Here is a 19,710-nt window from a genome sequence, read left to right on the forward strand (position 1 = left end):
TTTCGCCGTTTTTCGCCATCGGGTCACGCCGGTGAGTTGGCGTCGACCGAATTGCCCGCGCCGCCGAGCGCCTTGTAAAGCGCCATTCGGTTGTTGAGACGATTCAGGCGGACCTGGGCTTCGGCCGCTTGCGAATCGCGCAGCGACTTTTGCTGCTGCAGCCAAGGCTGTATGTCGATCGCACCAGCGAGGTAGCGCGAGCGCAGTAGCGACTCGGCGCGCTGTGCCTGCGCCAGCGACAGGACACGCTGCTCGCTTTCCCTGGTCAGCTGGTCGCGCGCGGAGAGCGCATTCTCGACCTCGCTCAGCGCCGTGTACAGGCTCTTGCGGAAGTTCACCACGTTTTCCTCGTATTGCGTTTGCGACACCTTGATCTGCAACTGCATGGTGTTCCACTGAATGAACGGCAAGGTCAGTCCTGCACCCAGGGCCGCGATCGGGTTGCTCAGCACGCGCTCGAGCGTGCTGCTCGTGGTGCCGAGCGAGCCCGTGAGGGAGAACGTCGGGTAAAAGCCGGTGCGCGTGACGTCGACATTGGCCAGCGATTCGCGCAGACGCCACTCCGCCGCGCGCAGGTCGGGGCGCCGTCCGAGCAGCTCGGCAGGCAGACCGGCCGGCACGTCAGGCAACGCCTGCGTCGGCAGCGTCGACGGCTCGGCCGCCATCTGCTCGGGCGCGCGGTCGAACAGGATCGCCAGCGCATTGCGGTTCTCGGTGCGCTGCTGCAATTGCTGCGTGAGCGTCGCCCGCTGGTCGGCCAGCGACTGTTCGGCCTGTGCCACGTCGAGCGCCGAGACCGCGCCGGCGGCGTATCGCGAACGCGCCAGTGCCACCACGCGCTCGGCATAGGCAATGTTGCTCTGCGAGTACGCGATGATCTGGTTCAAATAGCCGAGGGTCCAGTAGTACTGGGCCGTCTGGCTGATGATGGACAGGCGCGCCGCTTCGCGATCGGCCTGTGTGGCCTCGTATTCCCAGCGGGCGGCGTCGCGCTGGGCGGCGAGCTTGCCCCACAGGTCGACCTCGTACTGCGCCGTGGCGTTCAGGCTGCTGCTTCGCGCCATGGTTTGGGTGTCGAGCGTGCGCGACACTCCGCCCTTGCCGTTCACGCTGACCGACGGCGTGAGATTCGTGTCGGCCAGCCCCGACTGCAACTGCGCTCGGTACGCGCGAATGCCGGCCGCTGCGAGATCGGTGTTGACGGCCAGCACCTCGGCGATCAGGCGGTCGAGTACGGGGTCGCCGAACGCGCGCCAGAATTCGGGCGCGATCGCGGCAGCCAACGGGTCAACGGGGTCCACCGGGTCCACCGGGTTCGATGCGTTCGATGCCATCGACACGCGCGAGGCGGCCACGCCGGCGTTCGGCCCGGGCATGGCCGGCGGGTTCATCGAGGCAACGGGCGCCCCGGCCCACTGCGCGGGCACCGGCACTGCCGGCAGCGGATCGTGGCGCACGCCGGCGCAGCCGGCAAGCAGCACCGCGGCGCTGGCGAGCGCGAGCCACGTGCGCGCCGGCTTCTCGAGGCGCCTTGCGGCATTCTTGGGAGTCGTTCGGATCATTTGGCCGTACCTCAATCGCGTGCCAGCGCTTCCACCGGGTCCAGCCGTGCGGCATTGCGCGCCGGCATGAAACCGAATACCACCCCGATGAGCGTCGAGCACAGAAACGCCGTGACGATCGAGCCCATCGAGAACACCATCTTCCATTTCGCGACGAACAGCGCGAAGACGAAGCTCGCGCCGAACGACAGTGCAATGCCGATCGCACCGCCCATCAGGCATACCATCACCGCCTCGACCAGGAACTGCTGCATGATGTCGCTCTGACGCGCGCCGACGGCCATGCGAATGCCGATTTCCCGCGTGCGTTCGGTCACCGACACGATCATGATGTTCATCACACCGATCCCGCCCACCACCAGTGAAATCACGGCGATCAGCGAGAGCAGCAGCGTGAGCGACTGGCTCGTCTTCTCGACCGTCTTCACGATGCTGTCCATGTTGTAGGTGAAGAAGTCCTTGCGCCCGTGGCGCTGCGTCATGAGTGTCTCGAGGCTCTTTTCGGCGGCCTTGCTCGGCTGGCCGTCACGTACCCGCACGGTAATGCTGTCGACGTTGCGCTGGCCAAACAGGCGCCCCGCGGCGGTGGTGTACGGCACCCAGATGTTCAGGCTCTTCATGTCCCCGAACGCGCTCTTCTTCTCGGCGGTCACGCCGATCACCACGCAAGGCAGGTTGCCCACGAAGATCACTTCGCCCAGCGGATTCGGATTCGCGCCGAAGAGCTTGCGACGCGTGTTCTGATCGATCACGGCGACCTGCGCCTGACGCCGCACTTCGTCGGCACCGAACGCAATGCCCTGTGCGATGTTCAGCCCGCGCACCTGGAAGTAGTGCTCGCCCACGCCGGTCACCATCGCGCTCGCGTCGATGTTGCGATAGCGCAGCAGCAGGCTGCGCGCCGTCTCCGGTGTGGCGCTGTCGACATAGACCTGCTCGGACAGGGCCAGCACGTCCTCGGGCACCAGCGTCTGGATCGTCGTGGCGCGGTTGTCTCCCCAGTCCTTGCCGGGATAGATGTTGATCGTGTTCGTGCCGATGCTCCCGATCTCGGCCAGCATGTAGCGTTTGGCGCCCTCGCCGATGGCCACGATCGAGACCACCGACGTGATGCCGATGATGATCCCCAGCATCGTCAGGAACGTGCGCAGACGATGCGAGACCAGCGCGATCCACGCCATGCGGAACGCCTCGGCGAACCGGTCGATGCCGCCGGCCCAGCGACGCGGCGCGGCCACCGGGTCCGGGGCGCCGGTGTGACCGGCCTGCGGCGCCGCCGGGTCGGGCCGGCGCGCCGCGCCCGGATCGTCCGGCGCTGGCTCGACGTCGTCGCCCGGCATCTCCTCGGGTGGCTCGACCACGGGCGTGTTCGCCCGGTCGGCCACGATCTCGCCGTCGCGAATCTCGATGATGCGACGGGCGTGCGCGGCGACGTTTTCGTCGTGGGTCACGATGATGACCGTGTGCCCCAGCGCATTGAGCTCCTTCAGAATGCGGATGACTTCCCTGCCGCTGCGCGAATCGAGCGCGCCTGTCGGTTCGTCGGCGAGAATGACTTCACCGCCGTTCATCAACGCGCGCGCGATACTCACGCGCTGCTGCTGACCGCCCGAGAGCTGGCTCGGACGATGATGCATGCGGTCGGCGAGTCCAAGGCGGGCGAGCAGCATCTCCGAGCGCACGCGACGCGACGCATGCGCGGCGCCGGTGTAGACGGCCGGCATTTCCACGTTCGACGCGGCGTCCAGATGGGGCAGCAGGTGATAGCGCTGGAAGATGAATCCGAAATGCTCCCGGCGCAACTGCGCGAGCGCGTTGGCGTCGAGATCGCGGGTCTCGCGCCCGGCCACCCGGTAGCTGCCCTCGCTCGGATGATCGAGGCAGCCGAGGATGTTCATCAGCGTGGACTTGCCCGAACCGGACGCCCCCATGATGGCGACGATCTCGCCGGCCTCGATGGCGAGGTTGACATCGTGCAGCACCACGACATCGCGCTCCCCCGCCGGAAACCGGCGGGTAATGCCCGAGAGCGACAGCATCGGGACCGACCCGGAATCGACGGTGGGCGGGGCGGAAGTGCTCGACATGCTCGGCGTCCCTTCCCTTTACTGTGCCTGGCCGGCGTTGGATGACGTATCGACAGGCGCGGACTCGCCCGCCTCGCCGATCACGACGCGCTCGCCGGCCGAGAGGCCTTCGCGCACTTCGACCCGGACGTTGTTGTTCAGGCCGGTCACGATCTGGCGCGTGACGGCCTTGCCGTCGTCGCCGAGCACGCGCACTTCGTAGCGATTCGGCCCGACGCGTTTGCCGAGCGCCGCCACCGGCACGTTCAGCGCCTGCCTGGCCGTGCCGAGCAGCACGTTGACCTGTGCGGTCATGGAGATGCGCAGGCGATGGTCGTCGTTAGGCACGTCGAACAGCGCGTTGTAGAACACGGCCGTATTGTTGCGCGTGGCGCCGCCGCCCAGCGTGCTCTGCGTGTCGAGGTAATTCTGCGGTGCGGGCTCGATGGCGCGCAGCTTGCCGTAATAGCGCTTGTCGGGGTCGCCAAGAATCGTGAAGTACGCCGTTTGTCCCGGCTGGATGCGGATCACGTCGGCTTCCGAGACCTGCGCCTTGACGGTGATGGTGCTCACGTCGGCGAGTTTCAGGATCACCGGCGCCTGCTGCTGGGCGACCACGGTCTGGCCTTCCTGGGTGACGATGGCGACGACCTCGCCGTCCATGGGGGCCTCGATGCGCGTGTAGCCGACACTGGCCCGCGCCGATTCGATCTGCACACGGGCCTTGCGGATCTGCGCGTCGAGCCCGAGCAGCGTGGCGCGCTGGGTGTCGAGCGCGGCCTGGGCCGCTTCGTAGTCCTGACGCGACGTCGCCTCATCGGGCAGCATCTGGCGCTGGCGCGCGAAGGCGAGCTCGGCCTGGCGAAGCTGCGCCTGCGCGGTGCGCTTTTGCGCCTGAAGATTCTGCTCGTCCGCCTCGGCCGAACGCAGGCCGTTCTGTGCAAGCACCGGATCAATCTGCGCGAGCCATTGTCCCTTCTTGACCTTGTCGCCGAGCTTGACCTTGAGCGACTTCAACTGACCGGTGACCTGCGCACCCACGTCGACCTGCTGCACGGCGCCCAGTGTGCCCGTTGCCAGCACGGTATTTTCGAGGTCGCTGCGCTCGACCCTGGCACTGATGTACTGCGGCGGCTTCGGGGTCGCGAGACTGCGCAGCCCCAGCACCACGAGCACGACGAGGGCAACGAGGCTGGCGACGAGGTAGCGTCGGCGGCGAATGAACTGGATCATGGAGCGAAATGAACGATCAAAAAGGCCCGTCGAAAAAAACGCTGCGCCATTGCGCTGCCGCTGACCGGCCTGCCGATCCGCCGGTGTGGCGAACCCGCCCGATCACCGCCGCCCGGCACCGTTCGGAGCACAAAAAGATGAGAGTTTAAGCCGTTTGACGCCTCTACAGACCATCCGGCGGCACGACCGCAGCAAAGAAAGCCCGCCGACGACGATGACGAAGCCGCTGTGAAGCTGGAAGAGCGTACGCATTACAGCGGCCTGATGCGCAGGAAACCGGCGATCAGGCCCGCGATCGCTTTGGGGAACAAGCCGGGAACGTAGCGCATGGTGGACTCCTTGACGTTGTGGTGACACGGCGAGCCCGATGGCCCGTGCCTGTGTCGTTTCATTGCAAGCAGTGTCTCATCGGCCCCACCTCCGGGAAACTTGTACAAATCACAGTGCGGGCGCGGCCCGATCGCGGCCGGATCGTGCTGGTGATATATTTCCCCGGCATTCGAAGGGACATTATGAAAACGGAAATCTTCTACGCGTTGTACCTGATCGCCATCGTGACCGAGGCGATGTCGGGCGCGATCATGGGGATGCAGCGCGGCATGGACCGCTTCGGCCTCGCCTTCGTGGGCATGGTGACGGCGCTGGGCGGTGGCACCATCCGCGACGTCCTGTTCGGCCGCCATCCGCTCGTCTGGATCGCCCATCCGGAGTATTTGCTGCTCACGCTGGGGGCCGCCACGCTGGCGTCCATCGTGGCACGTCACATTCACCGGCTGCGCATGACGTTCATCACCGTGGACGCCATCGGACTGGCCGCGTTCACCATTCTCGGTTGCGATATCGGCATGACGGTGAGCACGAGTCCGGTCATCGTCGTGATGGCCGGCGTGCTCACGGGTATCGGCGGGGGATGCTGCGCGATCTGCTTTGCGGACAGGTGCCGCTGGTGCTGCGACGCGAGATGTACGCGAGCGTGGCGTGCATTGCCGGTGCGCTGTACGTGGCGATGCTGCACTGGGGGGTACCGAACGGCGTGGCGACGACCATCGGCTGCCTGGCAGGCTTCGTGATCCGAATGCTGGCGGTCTGGTTCGGCTGGCGTTTCCGGACCTTCGAGAACGAAACGCCGACCGAACCGATGCACTAGCCGCCGGGCGCCCGGGGCCGGCATCGCGCTAGCGCGACGCCGGTGTCTCGAACGCCTCGGCCGACACCGGCCCGCCAAAGCCGTACTTCGCTCGCGGTCGCAGCATGAACGCCTGCGTGCGCTGCTCCGTGACATGGGCCACCCAGCCCGCCGAACGGCCGACGATCCACATCGCGGTGGACACGCCGTCGGGCAATTGCAGCGCGCGCGCGAGCGTGACCAGCCCCGTCGCAAGACCGGGATGTGCGTTCAACTCGATGCGCATACGCTCGAGAAACGCCAGCGTCCGGCGGGTGTTCTCGCGCGATGCGGCGTCCATCGCGCCTTTTCCCGTTGCCGCCATGAGATCCGCCGCGCACTGCATCATGAGATCGGCGCGTGCGTCGCCGCCCGGATACAGCGGATGGTTGAATCCGAACAGGCTTGCGCCGTATTCGCGTACGCGATCGACCCGCGAGTCGAGTGCGTCGTAAGGCTCGCACAACAGCAGCGTTTCGATCTTCTCGGTGCTGGTGCCCGTCGTGAAGCCGATATGCGAGCCGATGGCCGCCGCCACGCAACCGAACAGATCGGCGTTGGTCGACGCCGCCACACGCGCCGAGAACGTCGCCGGGGCCAGTTCGTTATCGGCCAGCACGACCAGCGCGGCATTCATCGCACGCAGCCGCATCGGCGTGAGCGCGATGCCGGCCGCGCGCAGCATGTGCGTGGCGATGTTCTCCCCGTTGCCGCGCGCCGCGAAGCAGCGCCCGGGTCCGAGAAAGCCGACGCAACCGGCCATGCAATGCAGCATCATGCGCGCGGCCTGGACGGCGGCGCCGTCGGCAAGCTCGCGTGCGCCGCGCTCGTGCATCGCGAGCGCGAACGGCACCATGCCCAGCAGATTGCCGATATCCGCGCTCGCGACTTCGTCGTTGTACGTCGCGAGAAAGCGCAAAACGTCGGGCGGTGTGTCCTGCATTGGCCACTCGGCAATGCTGTCCTGCCAGATGCCGGTCATGAGCAGATGCACCACCGACTCGAACGACGCACCGCCTGCCGCCAGGTCGATCGCCAGACGGTTGCGATAGCGGGGGCCGTGCGGCGTGATCTGCGTGATCGCGGAATGCAACACCGGGTCGCCGAAACGCATCGTCGATTCCGCCACCGCACCGGTCGGCGCCCGCCCGCGTTTGCGCGTGGCCAGGCGCTCCACGTCGCGCCGCAGGTACAGGCTCTTGCGCCCGTCTTCATGCGGCCTCGCGCGGATCAAGCCCCGGCTCACGTAGGCGTAAAGCGTGGCGGGCTTGATGGCGAGCATGCTGAGGACTTCCTCGCGCGTCATCAGGTCGGTCGGTTGCGTCATCGTCTGTCTCGTCTGTCTCGTCGGTCTCGTCGGTCTCATCTGCCCCTTGCACCTCAGGCGTTGCAGCGGGCGGTGATTCGTGCGGATCCTGCGCCTTTCGGCGGAATTCGCGACACATGATGCCATAGGTATATTGACTTTAATAATCAATATTGATAAACAAAAAACCGCCCAGTAAAGTCGACTCCGAAATTCACGACAAAGACACTGCGGAGCCACGATGCCGGCCTCCGACAGGTCGCCCCTTCGGAGACAAGGCATGGCCCATGACATCGCGCAGACGCCGTCGGAACGCATCGACGTTCGCGAGACGCTGCAATCCGCGCCACTGGGCGCGTTTCACTATCGGCTAGGCACGCTGCTTGCGCTGATCCTCCTGTTCGACGGCTTCGATCTCTACAACGCCGCCTACATCGTGCATGACGTCACCTCGCTCTGGCACCTCTCGCCAAGTCAGATCGGCGTACTGCTGTCGTGCGGGCTGGCCGGCTTCGCCGCGGGCTCGGCTGTCTCGGGGCCGTTCAGCGACCGGATCGGGCGACGCCGGGTGCTGCTCGCCGGCATCTGGCTCTCGGGCCTGATGAGTCTGGCGATCGCCGTCTTCGCGCACGACCTGATGTCGTTCATCGGCCTGCGTTTCGCGATGGGTATTTCGCTGGGGCTGTTGATGCCGGTGGCCGTCACGTACATCAACGAGATCGCACCCAAGCGCAGCGCGAACGTCTTCACGATCGTGTTCTTCACCTGTGGATGGATCGGCGGTGCCACGGCCTCGGGCTTCATCGCCGCCTGGCTGATCCCGCAATACGGCTGGCAAAGCATGTACTTCGTCGGCGGCCTGTCGGTCGTGCTCGCGCTCGTTTTGCAGTTCGTGTTGCCCGAGTCGGTCTCTTTTCTCGCCAGTCGCGGGCGTCAGGACGCCGTACGCGCGCAACTCGCGCGTCTGTGGCCCGCGCGCGCGCCGGAATTCGAAAAGGCGACGTTCACCTCGCCGGACGCCGGCATCAAGGCGGGCTCCGTGGCCGCGCTGTTCTCGGCCGGCTTCCGCCGTCAGACGATCTGCTTCTGGGCCATGGGAGCGTTGTCGTTGTTCTCGTCCTACGGACTGTCCGGCTGGCTGCCGACGATCATGCTCAAGCGTGGCGAGAATTTGTCGACGAGCTTCGCCTATGGTTCGCTGCTGGTCTTCGCCTCGGCGTTCGGTAGTCTGATCTGCGGCGTGCTCGCCGACCGCATCGGCAACCGCCGACTGGCAATGTCGCTCGCGTGGCTGTGCGGTGCGGCCGCCATTGCCATGCTCGCGCTCGCCTCCGGCGGCTCGGTGACGTTCGTGGGGATCGTCGTGGCCGGCATGTTCGTCATCGGCACGCAGACCGTGCTCAACAACCTGGTTGCCGTGAGCTATCCCACGGAGATTCGCAGCACCGCGGTCGGGCTCTACCTCGGTATCGCCCGCGTGGGCGCCATGTGTGGCCCGGCCATCGCGGGCGTGCTGCAACAACTCACCGGCGGGGCCGGCACGATGTTCTTCGTGCTCGGCGCCGCGCTCGTCACGGCCGCGGTGCTGGTGTTTCTCGTGGCGCGCCCCGAGCGCCTGCCCAAGGCCCCCGCCTTCGGTCACTGAGGGCTGCCCCCAGCCTCCCTCCGGCAAGCTCGGCGTTCCACGCGCCGCATCCAACGACATCGGGCGTCGCCGCGACAAGGCGCCGACGCCCGCGCAAGGGATCGCATCATGTCCACGCTGCCCCTCTCGCTCGCCATCAACGACTACGACCACGTGCGCGACCTGCTCGCCGGCCGGGTCGCGGCCGAAGGCATCGACCTCATTGCCTCGGTGCTGCCGGTCGAGGAGATCTTCTATCGCACCACGCATTATCAGGAGTGGGATCTCTCGGAGATGTCGCTCGCGAAGTACGCCTCGCTGCGCTCCCAGGGCGACGATCGCCTGATCGGCCTGCCGGTATTTCCGTCGCGCGTGTTCCGGTTGTCGTCGCTCTATGTGCGCGATCGTGGCGATATCGCGTCGCCCGCCGATCTTCGCGGGCGTCGCATCGGCGTGCCCGAATGGGCGCAAACGGCGTCGGTCTATTCGCGCGGCTGGCTCTCGCACGATCAGGGCGTGGCGCTGGCCGACATCGAGTGGGTGCAGGCCGGCGTGAACCAGGCGGGGCGGCGCGAGAAAGTCGCCGTTCGTGTGCCGGACCACGTGCGCTACCGGCCCGCGCCCGGCAAATCGCTTACCGGAATGCTGCTCGACGGCGAGATCGACGCCATCCTCAGCGCCCGGCCGCCCGCGCCGCCGCCCGGTCGCGAAACCGAGATCGTGCGGTTGTTTTCCGACGTCGAGTCCGCCGAGCGCGACTATTTCGCACGCTCGGGCATCTTTCCGATCATGCATCTGATCGTGATGCGGCGCGAGCGCTTCGCCGCGCATCCGTGGATCGCGGGCAATCTCCTTCGGGCGTTCACGCAGGCGAAGGACGCCAGCATCGCCCGTCTCGAGGACATCACGTGCTCGCATTTCCCGCTGCCCTGGATGCCCCAGCGCGCGGCCCAGGCGCGTGCCATGTTCGGCGGCGATCCATGGCCGTACGGCATAGCGCCCAACCAGGTGACGCTGGACGCCTTCCTGCGCTTCGCCCACGAGCAGGGGGTGTGCCATCGGCCGATGCAGGCCGACGAACTGTTTCCGCCGGAGCTCGGCGCCGACGTCAGGATTTGACGTGCGCCAACGTCGAGCCTCCGCTCGTTTCATCGCATTTCCACTTCAATCGCCAACACCATGTCGCAAGCTCGCCCCCCCTATCAGCCGGCCGTCACGGAACATGACGCGGGTTCGATGTCGCAACTGCGCGTCGATCTGGCCGCCGCGAATCATATCCTCGCCCACCACGAGGTGCTCGACGGCTTCGGCCACGTGAGCGTTCGCGATCCACGCAATGCCTCGCACTTTCTCATCGCGCAATCGATGGCGCCCGAGTTGGTGTCGCCTGACGACATCCTCACGCTCGACTTCGATTGTCAGCCGGTCGACGGCGACACCCGCAAGCGTTACCTGGAAACGTGGATTCACAGCGAAATCTATCGCGCACGCCCGGACGTCATGGCGATCGTGCACAGCCACTCACCGTCGGTGATCCCGTTTGCCGCGTCGTCGGTGCGGTTGCGCCCGGTGTACCACATGGCCGGCTTTCTGGGCAGCGGCGCGCCGGTGTTCGACATCCGGCACTGCTTCGGCTGCACCGACATGCTCGTGCGCAACGGCGAACAGGGCAAGGCGCTGGCGGCGTCGCTCGGCGACGCCGACGTGGCGCTCATGCGCGGGCACGGTTTCGTCGCCACCGCGCCCTCATTGCCCGCCGCGGTGTACCGCGCCATCTACACAGAACTCAATGCCGGCATGCAGTCGAAAGCCATCGCGCTCGGCGGCGAAGTCACTTATCTGGATGAGGAGGAAGGCAAGCGTTCGAATGCGACGAATCTGGGCGTCATCGAGCGTCCCTGGACACTGTGGAAGCGGCAGGTCGCGGCGTTGCGCGGCGAGTGATTGCGCCGTCATCGCCCCAGGCTCGCCCCGCATTGCACCTGCCCCGAGACCGGGTCCTTGCGACAGGCGGTCTGACCCTGTGCGTCGAGGTAGATCGAGCCCTGCGGGCTCGTCGGCGCGCCCGGGTAGCGCCCCTGAGGCGCACGTTGCGGGTCGGTCAGGCTGCGCATCTGCATGTCGCCCGCGGCGGCGGCTTCGCGCTGGCGCAACGCCTGCTGCTCTGCCTGGGCCATGCCTTGATTGAACTGAGCGCTCACGCCGCCCGCGGCGGGTTGCCGGGCCGCGGGCGGTGCGACGGATGTGCCCGACGAACCGCCCGACGCGGGCTGGTTGGATTGACGGATGCTGTTGAGATCGCCGCTCTGCAAGTAGGACTGCGCCCAGGCGCCGCCCGCCGTCGAAATGCCGACCGCGCTCATGCACGCGATCAGCAAGCGTTTCGCTGACATGTGTCGAATCCCCGTGAACGACATGCCGGATGCGCACCGTCGCCCCGGCGGGGGCGCCGTCTCGTCTCCGGCGATGCAAGTCTGATTGAATGTCGACAGAGTGTAGCGTGATTCGACGCCGGCCTCAGCCGCGACGCGTGGCGAGTTCGGTGCCCTGGCGCAACGCTTCGAGCAGGCTGCCTTCGTCGGCGATGCCCTTGCCCGCGATATCGAAAGCCGTCCCGTGATCGACCGACGTACGCACCACTTGCAGGCCCACGGTCACATTCACGCCGGCTTCGAGGCCCAGCACCTTCACCGGCCCGTGGCCCTGATCGTGATACATCGCGACCACCAGGTCGAAGTCGCCACGACCGGCGCGAAAGAACAGAGTGTCGGCCGGCAGCGGGCCTTCGATGTCCCAACCCCGTTCGCGCAGGTGCCGCACCGCCGGTACGATCTTCTCCTCCTCTTCGCCGTAGCCGAACAGGCCGTTCTCACCGGCGTGAGGATTGATACCGCACACGGCAATGCGCGGATTGGCGATGCCCGCCTTGACGAGCGTGGCATGCCCCCGCTCGATCGTTCGCTGCACCAGACCCGGTTCGATCTTGCGAATCGCGTCGATGATACCGATGTGGGTCGTCACGTGAATCACGCGCAGTTGCGGCGCCACGAGCATCATCGACACTTCGTCAACGCCGGTCAGATGCGCGAGCATCTCCGTATGCCCCGGAAACTTGTGACCGCCGGCGTGCAAGGCTTCCTTGTTCAACGGCGCCGTGCAGATGGCGTCGATCTCGCCGGCCTCGGCCAGCGTCGCGGCACGCGCGATGTATTGGTACGCCGCATCGCCCGCGATGGCGGACAACTGGCCGAACGGCAGATCTTCGGGAATCAGGCCGAGGTCGATGCACTCGATCATGCCTGGCGAAAAGGTCGCTTCGGCAACCGAAGCGATCCGGCGCACGGTCATCGGCTTGCCGACAATGGCGGCGGCCTGCTCCAGACGGCGCGCGTCGCCGATCACCACCGGACGGCACTGCTGATAAACGTGCTCGTGCGACAGACTCTTGACGATGATCTCGGGGCCGACGCCGGCGGCGTCGCCCATGGTGATGCCGATGACAGGCAGATAGTGATTCATGGCGTTTGCGTTGGTATCCATTTCAAGGGGGTGTGGCCCGGCACCGGGTCCGGGTCGATGTCCTGTTCGATGACGCACGCGCGATGCCGGGATCATTCTGGATCATCCCGGGCCGGTCCGCGTCGTCCGGGGTCATCGGGGCGCGCCGTCATCCGCGAGCGCGCGCAGGTGCCGATAGGCGCTGTGCAGCGCGGCTTCGCCGCCGAAGGCGCCCGCTTTCGTGACGATATGCGTCGGCGCCCCATTGGCGGGACGCCCCACCGCGACGCCCGGCTCGACTTCGCAGAGCAATTCCAGCGCACCGATGCCGGCCGCGCTCAACATCGCGCGCGCGGTCTCGCCTCCTGTGACGACCAGTCCGGACAGGCGCGCGAAGTGCGGCGCGATCAGTTCGGCCAGGGCCGCCGACAGTTGCGCGCCCTCCGCGGGATCGAACGCGTCGTCGCGGCCGATGCGCACCAGCAGGTCGGTACCTTCGTCGATGGCCCGACCAATGCGCGCGCCCCAGGCCGCGGCTTCGCGGTGCGCCGCCCCGGCGCGCAGTACGACAGGCGGCACGATCCATTCGACGACGGCATTGTCGCTTTTCAGCCGCGCGCATTGGTGTTCCGACACCGCCGACAGGCTGCCCACGAGCGTCAGTACCCGGGCACGCCCGGTGTCCGGCGCGGCCGCCGACGGCGGCGCGAGGTCTTGCGTGCGCGGCACCCCTGGGGGGACCGCAAACAACTCGGGAATTTCGGCCAGCTCGCGGGCGAGACCGCCCGAGCCGACCCAGAAGATATCCGTACGCGACGCCGTGGCGCGCGCCAGGCGCGCCAGGTCGTCGTCGGTCTGTGCATCGACGATCAGCGCTGTCACGCCGGCAGCGCGCGCCTGCGCAATGGTGTCGTCCAGCGCCGCCGCCACCGTCGCCGGATCGCCGCGCAGCAGTTCGACGGAAACGGTGCGCGTCGCCATGCCCGCGGCGCCGAGCATCGGTGCGATGCCGGCCTCCCGGCCGCGGTGCTCCAGGCACCACGTATCCGTCTCGGCCAGCGGCACGCCCCGCACGAAAACTTCGCCCCCCTGCACGACACGCCCCGTGGCCGGGAAGGCAGGGGCGACGATGGCCATGCCGGCCAGCGGCTGCAGGGCGGCCACTTCCGCGACCCAGTTGCCGCGCAACGTCGAATCGATTTTCTTGTACAAGCGTCGCCCGGGTGCCGCGAGCCGCTGCCATGCGGCCACGGCGCGCGCGGCCGCTACCGCCGGCGCGAGGCGCCGTGTGTCCGTGTCGATGGCCACGACTTGCGCCGCGGCATCGAAGCCGTCGAGGTCGAGCGACACCACACTGCGGCGACCGGCATTCGTGAAGCCGATCGCACAGTCGGCGGCGCCCGACAAATCGTCGGCGACAATCAGCATGCTCACTGCACGGCCCCCTTGGCGGCGGTGCCCCCGCTGCGGGCCATCGCCCGCTTGGCAACGGCAGCCGTCAGGATCGGCGAGACGATGGCCGTGACGACCACGCACGCCGCCACAAGCAGCGTGGCGCTCTTGGCCGCTTCCTCGTACACCGGGTTCGCGGCCGCGATCAGCGCGGGCACGGCAGCGGCGTTGCCCGCCGTGTTCGCCGCGGCCGTACCGGCAACGCCGGTGCCGCCCGTCAGACGGTCGACGATGTACAGCGGAATGCCCGTCACGACCACCACGGCGAAGCCGAGCAGAATGCCCAGCAGGCCGGCCTGCCAGACCTTGTGCAGATCGAGGCCCGCGCCGAGCGCCAGCGCGAAGAACGGAATCATCACCGGCACCGCGCGACCGAGGAAGTCGCGCATCTCGCGATCGAGGTTGCCCAGAATCATGCCCACGGCCAGCGGCAGGATGCTCCCTACCAGCGTCGGCCAGGGGAATGCGGACAGCCCCGCAACGCCGAGCGTCACCATCGTGAGGAACGGCCCCGATTCGAGCGACATGATGGTGTAGGCGCCTACGTCCTCCGAGCGGCCATATTGCCCCATGAGCGCCATGTACAGGCCACCGTTGGTGTCGTTCATCGCGGCAACCACGGCCAGCGTGGAAATGCCGGCAAACATGCCCGAACTCACCGGCGCCTCGCCGAGGAAATGACCCAGTACGATCCCGACCACAATGGCCGCGCCGACCTTCGCGGCAAACAATGCCCCACCCTTCTTCACGAGGTATGGCGTGGCCTTCACGTCGATGCTCGCACCCATGCACACGTAAAAAACGGCGAGAATCGGCAGCGCTCCCGTGAACAGCGCATTGGTGAACGAGCCGAAGAACTTCGGCATGCCCGGCATGAAGGTCGCAATCAACGAACCGATCAGCAGGGGAACGATCATCATCCCGCCCGGCACGCGCTCGATTGCCCGCTTGATACGTATTTGAGCCATTGTTGTCTCCCGACGAATATTAATTTTGACCGATCGATCATTATTTTGATCGATTCAAGCAGACTGAAGTCTAATCGCTGCCGGAAAAATGTGCAAACATTGCGACTTAGGGTTTATCCTCGGCAAAAACTGGGAATGAGCGCCATCGGATTGACGTGGATTGACGCGGAATGACTCGATTACGCACTCAGATTGATCGAATCGATCAATTTTGAGATACCGAACGAACCGCGCCTGCGCCACGGATTGCCACGCTCCGGTGACCGCCTCCCGCTCGCGGCAAGCTACACTATGCGCGCCATGCGCCGGGCGCTCCGTTCGCTCGCGTGCTTCCACGATTCGTTTCGTTCAGCCGTCAACCATCCATGAAAGTTGCGAACCGCCGCGAGGCGATTTTCAAAGCCGTTCTGTCCGGCATGACCGACGTCGCCGCACTGTGCGCGCATTTCGGCATGTCGGAAGCGACCGTGCGCCGCGATCTGCGCGCACTCGCCGACGAGCGCCGTATCGTGCGCACCTACGGCGGCGCCGCTGCGCCGGTGCGCATGCACGAACCCGAAGAGTCGCTGGAATTGCGCCGGGAGAGCTTTCGCGAACAGAAGGACGCCATTGCCCGCGCCGCGGTGGCGCACGTCGACGACGGCGACACCATCTTTCTCGACGGTGGCACGACGACCGAGGCGATGGCGCGTTTTCTGGTCGGACGCGAGGGCGTGCATGTGGTGACCAACAATCTGCTCGCGGTCGGCCCGCTGGCGACCAACAGGGTACCCGTGACCCTGATCGGCGGCGACGTGCGCCCGTCGAGCATGAGCGTGCTCGGGCCACTCGCACAGCTGGCGCTCTCTCGGGTGTCCGTCGACAAAGCCTTCCTCGGCGCCGACGGCGTCGTCGCCGGACGTGGCCTGTGCGAAGCGTCCGCCGAACAGGCGTGGCTCAAGGAATGCATCATCCGTCAGTCGGCGAGCGTGTATGTCCTGGTGACCGCCAACAAGCTCGACCGCGCAAGCCAGCAACACTGGACACCGCTCGAACGCGCCTGGACACTGGTGACCGACGCCGGTGCGGACGACGACGCGCTGACAGAATTCCGAAAGCACGCCGAGATCACGATCGAATCGGTGGGCTGATGCGAAGCCAAGCGCCACCCGCGCCCTCGATCGCCGGGCCGGGTGGTTCCCACGACGCCATACAGGACAGCACGCCATCGACATGACCACCGACGCCGCTCTCGTTTCCGCCTTCGCCCCCACTGGCGTGCTGCGCGCCTGCATCAACCTGGGCAATCCCATCCTCGCGGGCCTCGACGCGCAGTCGCGGCCCTGTGGCATTTCGGTGGATCTGGCGACGGCGCTCGCGCAGCGCCTCGGCGTGCCGCTCGCATTGCAAACCGTCGACGCGGCAGGGAAATCGGTTGACGCGGTGGCCTCCGAAGCGGCCGACGTCGGCTTCTTCGCGGTCGATCCGAAGCGGGCGGCCGCCATTGCATTTACCGCGCCATACGTGTTGATCGAGGGCTATTACCTCGTGCCCGACGCATCGGAGGTGAGGGTCAATGCGGACGTCGACCGTCCCGGCACGCGCGTGGTCGTCGGCAAAGGCAGTGCTTACGACCTGTTCCTCACGCGCGAACTGAAGCATGCGGAGATCGTGCGCGCACCGACGTCGCCGGCCGTGGTGACGACCTTTCTCAGCGGCGGGTATGACGTCGCCGCGGGGGTAAAGCAGCAAATCGAGGCAGACATTGCCGGCACGCCCGGTTATCGCCTTCTGGGCGAGCGATTCATGGTGATTCGTCAGGCGATGGGGCTGCCGATCGGGCGCGGCGAGGCCGCCAACGCCTTCCTCGCCGCGTTCGTCGAAGCGATGAAAACGTCAGGCTTCGTGGCCGAAGCGCTGCGCCGTCACGGCATAGACGGCGTGTCGGTCGCGCCCTGAGCGAGGCGGGATCGAGCGCCGGGCGAACCGACCGTCACCACGGTGCCGGCGCCGGCACCGCACACGGGCCGTCGATACCGACGCTGGTGAAATCAGCCGGCCCCACCACCTCCAGATACTCCATGTCGGGCGAATAGTCGAAGAGGAAATGGCGAATGCCGGGACGCTGGTGCACGCAGTCTCCCGCCTCCACGAGCGTTTCCTTGTCTTCGTACATGAACTTCGCCCAGCCCTTGAGCATGTACACGATGTGGAAATCGGCCCCGTGGATATGCCATCCCGTGCCAGCCTCCGGCGCGCTGTTGGCACGTACCAGATGGGCGATGACCTTGCCACCGGTGGCATCGGCAATGCCGAGATCGCGATACACGAAGAAATCGCGCAGGCCCCCACCGACGAAAGCGGTATCGCCTGGCTTGACGTGCGAGAACTTGTTTGGGGTGCTGTTCATGATGTCGGTTGTGACTCCATAAAAACTACGGGATGGGAAACCGCGACTACTGCGCCGTCCAGCCGCCGTCGGCGGCCCACGTCGCGCCGCGGACCTCCGCCGCCATCGGCGAGCAGAGCATCAATGCGATGCTCCCGAGCATCTCCGGCGTCACGAATTGACCGGACGGCTGTTTTTCCCCGAGCAAACGCGTGCGCGCGTCGTCCGCCGAGAGTCCTTCGCGCAGGGCAAGATCGTCGATCTGTTTCTGTACCAGCGGCGTGAGCACGAAACCCGGACAGATGGCATTGCACGTCACGCCGGTCGTCGCCGTTTCCAGCGCGGTGACCTTCGTGAGTCCGACCAGGCCGTGCTTGGCGGCCACATAGGCCGACTTTCCGGCGGAGCCCACCAGTCCGTGCACCGACGCGATGTTGACGATCCGCCCCCAGTTTCTCTCGCGCATACCCGCAAGGGCATGCCGCGTCGTGTGAAACGCCGACGTCAGGTTGATCGCGATAATGTCGTCCCACTGCTGCGCCGGAAACGACTCGATGGGCGCCACGTGCTGGATGCCCGCATTATTGACAAGGATGTCCACGCCGCCGAAGCGCTCGCGTGCGACGTCGAACATGTGCTCGATCTCGTCGGCGCGGCGCATGTCCGCGGGGAGATGAATCGCATGCGCGCCGGTCGATTCGACCGCGCGGCGCGCCGCTTCGACATCGCCAAAGCCGTTGAGCACGATATTCGCGCCGGCACGTGCGAGCGCCTGGGCGATGCCCAATCCGATGCCGCTCGTCGAACCGGTAATCAGTGCCGTCTTGCCGTTCAGGCGCATTGCAGCGTCCATCTCAGGTGCGGTACGAGCCGAAGTGGAGGAAATGGCGGTCATGTTCACACCAGCCCCGTCGTGTAATAGAGCGCGATCACGAAGAACACCGCCATCGTCTTGATCACCGTCACGGCGAAGATGTCGCGATACGATTCGCGGTGCGTGAGACCGGTCACGGCGAGCAACGTGATGACCGCGCCGTTGTGCGGCAGTGTGTCCATGCCGCCGCTGGCCATGGCGACCACGCGGTGCAGCACCTCGAGCGGAATGTGCGACGCCTGCGCCGCCTTGATGAACGTGTCGGACATGGCCGCAAGCGCGATGCTCATCCCGCCCGACGCGGAGCCCGTGATGCCCGCGAGCGTGGAGACGGAGACCGCGGCGTTCACGAGCGGGTTGGGAATTCCCTTGAGTGCGTCGGCCACCACGAGGAAGCCGGGGAGCGCCGCGATGACGCCGCCGAATCCATACTCGGACGCCGTGTTGAGCGTCGCGAGCAATGCACCGGAGACAGCGACCTTCGTACCGTTGGCGAAACGGTCGCGCACCTTGCCGAACGCGGTGACAAGCACGAGCAGGATGCCGGTCAGCAATGCCCCCTCCACCGCCCAGATCGCCACCACGCCGTTGATCGAGATCGACACCGGTGCATGAAGCCCCGGGAGGATATCGGGCGTGACATCGAATTGGCCGCCGTACCAATGCGGGATCGCCTTCGTGAGGGCGTAGTTCACCACGCCGACGAGGATCAGCGGCGTGATGGCGAGCACGGGGTTCGGCAGATTGTCCGAGTTCACTCGCTCGGGCTCATTGAGCAGCGAGGCACCATAGCCCTCGCCGTTGGCCGCGGCGGCGCGGCGGCGCCATTCGAGATAAGTCAGCCCCACCACGACGATGAAGACCGCGCCGGCAACACCGAGCACGGGTGCGGCCCAGGCCGTGGTCTTGAAGAACGTCGTCGGAATGATGTTCTGAATCTGCGGAGTGCCCGGCAGCGAATCCATCGTGAAACTGAAGGCGCCCAGCGCGATGGCGCCAGGCATCAACCGCTTCGGAATGTTGCTCTGCCGGTAGAGCTCCGCCGCGAACGGGTAGACGGCGAATACGACCACGAACAGAGAAACCCCTCCGTAGGTGAGTAGCGCACACACGGCCACGATGACCGCATTGGCCCGCGTGCGGCCGATGTACTTGATCGCGGCGGCCACGATGGACTCGGAGAAGCCGGACAGCTCGATGACCTTGCCAAACACGGCGCCAAGCAGGAACACGGGCAGATAAAGCTTGACGAAGCCGACCAGCTTGTCCATGAAAATCCCGGAAAACACGGGGGCAACCGCTTCCGGCTGGGTCAGGAGAACCGCCCCGAGTGCTGCGATGGGGGCAAACAGAATCACGCTGTAGCCGCGGTACGCGACAAACATCAGAAACGCCAGTGCGGCGAGCACGATGAGAAACGACATCTTGTCTCCAGTTTGTTTGCCTGCACGGGGTTGTGCAGGTTGAAGTTCTTACGTTCGACTGCCAGCTACGCAAAAAGCATGCCGCATCGCGTTAACATCATGATTACAAAGGACACCGACCTCCCTATCGAAGCGCCAAATGAAAAAACGAAGGCCGCTGACGGGCCATG

17 protein-coding genes and 1 pseudogene are annotated in these 19,710 nt (G+C 66.2%); 7 read left to right on the plus strand and 11 right to left on the minus strand.

Annotated features, from left to right (window positions below; all coding sequences use genetic code 11):
* Positions 1-23 precede the first annotated feature (23 nt).
* The 3 genes from LV28_RS41275 to macA form a co-directional block, all read right to left on the minus strand.
* A complete protein-coding gene (locus LV28_RS41275; RefSeq protein ID WP_048806562.1) occupies positions 24-1,562 on the minus strand; it encodes an efflux transporter outer membrane subunit in 1,539 nt (512 codons plus the stop codon).
* A gap of 11 nt (positions 1,563-1,573) precedes the next feature.
* Positions 1,574-3,601 carry a MacB family efflux pump subunit gene (locus LV28_RS41280; RefSeq protein ID WP_038620396.1) on the minus strand — a complete coding sequence of 676 codons (2,028 nt, stop codon included), beginning with the start codon at positions 3,599-3,601 and terminating at the stop codon, positions 1,574-1,576.
* 66 nt (positions 3,602-3,667) lie between these two features.
* Positions 3,668-4,861 (minus strand): macrolide transporter subunit MacA, encoded by a 1,194-nt coding sequence (gene macA / locus LV28_RS41285; protein WP_023597032.1) that lies wholly within the window; start codon positions 4,859-4,861, stop codon positions 3,668-3,670.
* Positions 4,862-4,869: 8 nt separating this feature from the next.
* Here macA and LV28_RS48850 point away from each other — a divergent pair, with 8 nt between their 5' ends.
* Positions 4,870-5,010, plus strand: coding sequence for a hypothetical protein (locus LV28_RS48850; protein WP_155734172.1), 141 nt, complete (start codon positions 4,870-4,872; stop codon positions 5,008-5,010).
* A gap of 363 nt (positions 5,011-5,373) precedes the next feature.
* A pseudogene (locus LV28_RS41290) lies at positions 5,374-6,008 on the plus strand (trimeric intracellular cation channel family protein).
* Positions 6,009-6,036: 28 nt separating this feature from the next.
* Here the strand turns inward: LV28_RS41290 and LV28_RS41295 are convergent.
* Positions 6,037-7,353, minus strand: coding sequence for a citrate synthase (locus LV28_RS41295; RefSeq protein ID WP_255315211.1), 1,317 nt, complete (start codon positions 7,351-7,353; stop codon positions 6,037-6,039).
* Between the two features lie 259 nt (positions 7,354-7,612).
* Between LV28_RS41295 and LV28_RS41300 the strand changes: the two genes are divergently transcribed.
* The 3 genes from LV28_RS41300 (at position 7,613) to LV28_RS41310 (ending at position 10,900) form a co-directional block, all read left to right on the plus strand.
* Entirely contained in the window at positions 7,613-8,977 is a 1,365-nt protein-coding gene (locus LV28_RS41300; RefSeq protein ID WP_023597036.1) for an MFS transporter, read from the plus strand.
* A 108-nt stretch (positions 8,978-9,085) separates the two neighbouring features.
* Positions 9,086-10,075, plus strand: coding sequence for a substrate-binding domain-containing protein (locus tag LV28_RS41305; RefSeq protein ID WP_038620395.1), 990 nt, complete (start codon positions 9,086-9,088; stop codon positions 10,073-10,075).
* Between the two features lie 117 nt (positions 10,076-10,192).
* A complete protein-coding gene (locus LV28_RS41310) occupies positions 10,193-10,900 on the plus strand; it encodes a class II aldolase/adducin family protein (protein WP_062802177.1) in 708 nt (235 codons plus the stop codon).
* Positions 10,901-10,908: 8 nt separating this feature from the next.
* Here the strand turns inward: LV28_RS41310 and LV28_RS41315 are convergent, their stop codons facing one another.
* The 4 genes from LV28_RS41315 to LV28_RS41330 all read right to left on the minus strand — a co-directional run bounded on the left by LV28_RS41315 (position 10,909) and on the right by LV28_RS41330 (position 14,874).
* A complete protein-coding gene (locus LV28_RS41315) occupies positions 10,909-11,349 on the minus strand; it encodes a hypothetical protein (RefSeq protein ID WP_147291617.1) in 441 nt (146 codons plus the stop codon).
* A 124-nt stretch (positions 11,350-11,473) separates the two neighbouring features.
* On the minus strand, positions 11,474-12,475 hold the full coding sequence (pdxA, locus tag LV28_RS41320) for a 4-hydroxythreonine-4-phosphate dehydrogenase PdxA (protein WP_023597040.1): 1,002 nt from the start codon (positions 12,473-12,475) through the stop codon (positions 11,474-11,476).
* A 132-nt stretch (positions 12,476-12,607) separates the two neighbouring features.
* Positions 12,608-13,888, minus strand: coding sequence for a four-carbon acid sugar kinase family protein (locus LV28_RS41325; RefSeq protein ID WP_023873519.1), 1,281 nt, complete (start codon positions 13,886-13,888; stop codon positions 12,608-12,610).
* Positions 13,885-14,874, minus strand: a complete 990-nt coding sequence (locus tag LV28_RS41330; RefSeq protein ID WP_023597042.1) for a 2-keto-3-deoxygluconate permease — start codon at positions 14,872-14,874, stop codon at positions 13,885-13,887. The genes LV28_RS41325 and LV28_RS41330 overlap by 4 nt, the downstream gene beginning before the upstream one ends.
* Positions 14,875-15,239: 365 nt before the next feature.
* Here LV28_RS41330 and LV28_RS41335 point away from each other — a divergent pair, with 365 nt between their 5' ends.
* On the plus strand, positions 15,240-16,004 hold the full coding sequence (locus LV28_RS41335) for a DeoR/GlpR family DNA-binding transcription regulator (protein WP_023597043.1): 765 nt from the start codon (positions 15,240-15,242) through the stop codon (positions 16,002-16,004).
* Between the two features lie 82 nt (positions 16,005-16,086).
* Complete coding sequence (locus tag LV28_RS41340; RefSeq protein ID WP_023597044.1) at positions 16,087-16,812, plus strand: ABC transporter substrate-binding protein; 726 nt, start codon at positions 16,087-16,089, stop codon at positions 16,810-16,812.
* Between the two features lie 34 nt (positions 16,813-16,846).
* Here the strand turns inward: LV28_RS41340 and LV28_RS41345 are convergent, their stop codons facing one another.
* The 3 genes from LV28_RS41345 to LV28_RS41355 are packed head-to-tail and all read right to left on the minus strand — an operon-like array spanning position 16,847 to position 19,540.
* The gene (locus LV28_RS41345; RefSeq protein WP_174234926.1) at positions 16,847-17,263 is read right to left on the minus strand and encodes a cupin domain-containing protein; all 417 of its coding nucleotides are present in this window, start codon (positions 17,261-17,263) and stop codon (positions 16,847-16,849) included.
* A gap of 46 nt (positions 17,264-17,309) precedes the next feature.
* Positions 17,310-18,095: a 3-hydroxybutyrate dehydrogenase gene (locus tag LV28_RS41350; RefSeq protein ID WP_028730811.1), complete on the minus strand. Its 786-nt coding sequence runs from the start codon at positions 18,093-18,095 to the stop codon at positions 17,310-17,312.
* Positions 18,096-18,139: 44 nt separating this feature from the next.
* Positions 18,140-19,540, minus strand: a complete 1,401-nt coding sequence (locus tag LV28_RS41355; protein WP_023597047.1) for a GntP family permease — start codon at positions 19,538-19,540, stop codon at positions 18,140-18,142.
* Positions 19,541-19,710 lie beyond the last annotated feature (170 nt).

Source organism: Pandoraea pnomenusa (assembly GCF_000767615.3).
Taxonomy (GTDB): Bacteria; Pseudomonadota; Gammaproteobacteria; order Burkholderiales; family Burkholderiaceae; genus Pandoraea; species Pandoraea pnomenusa.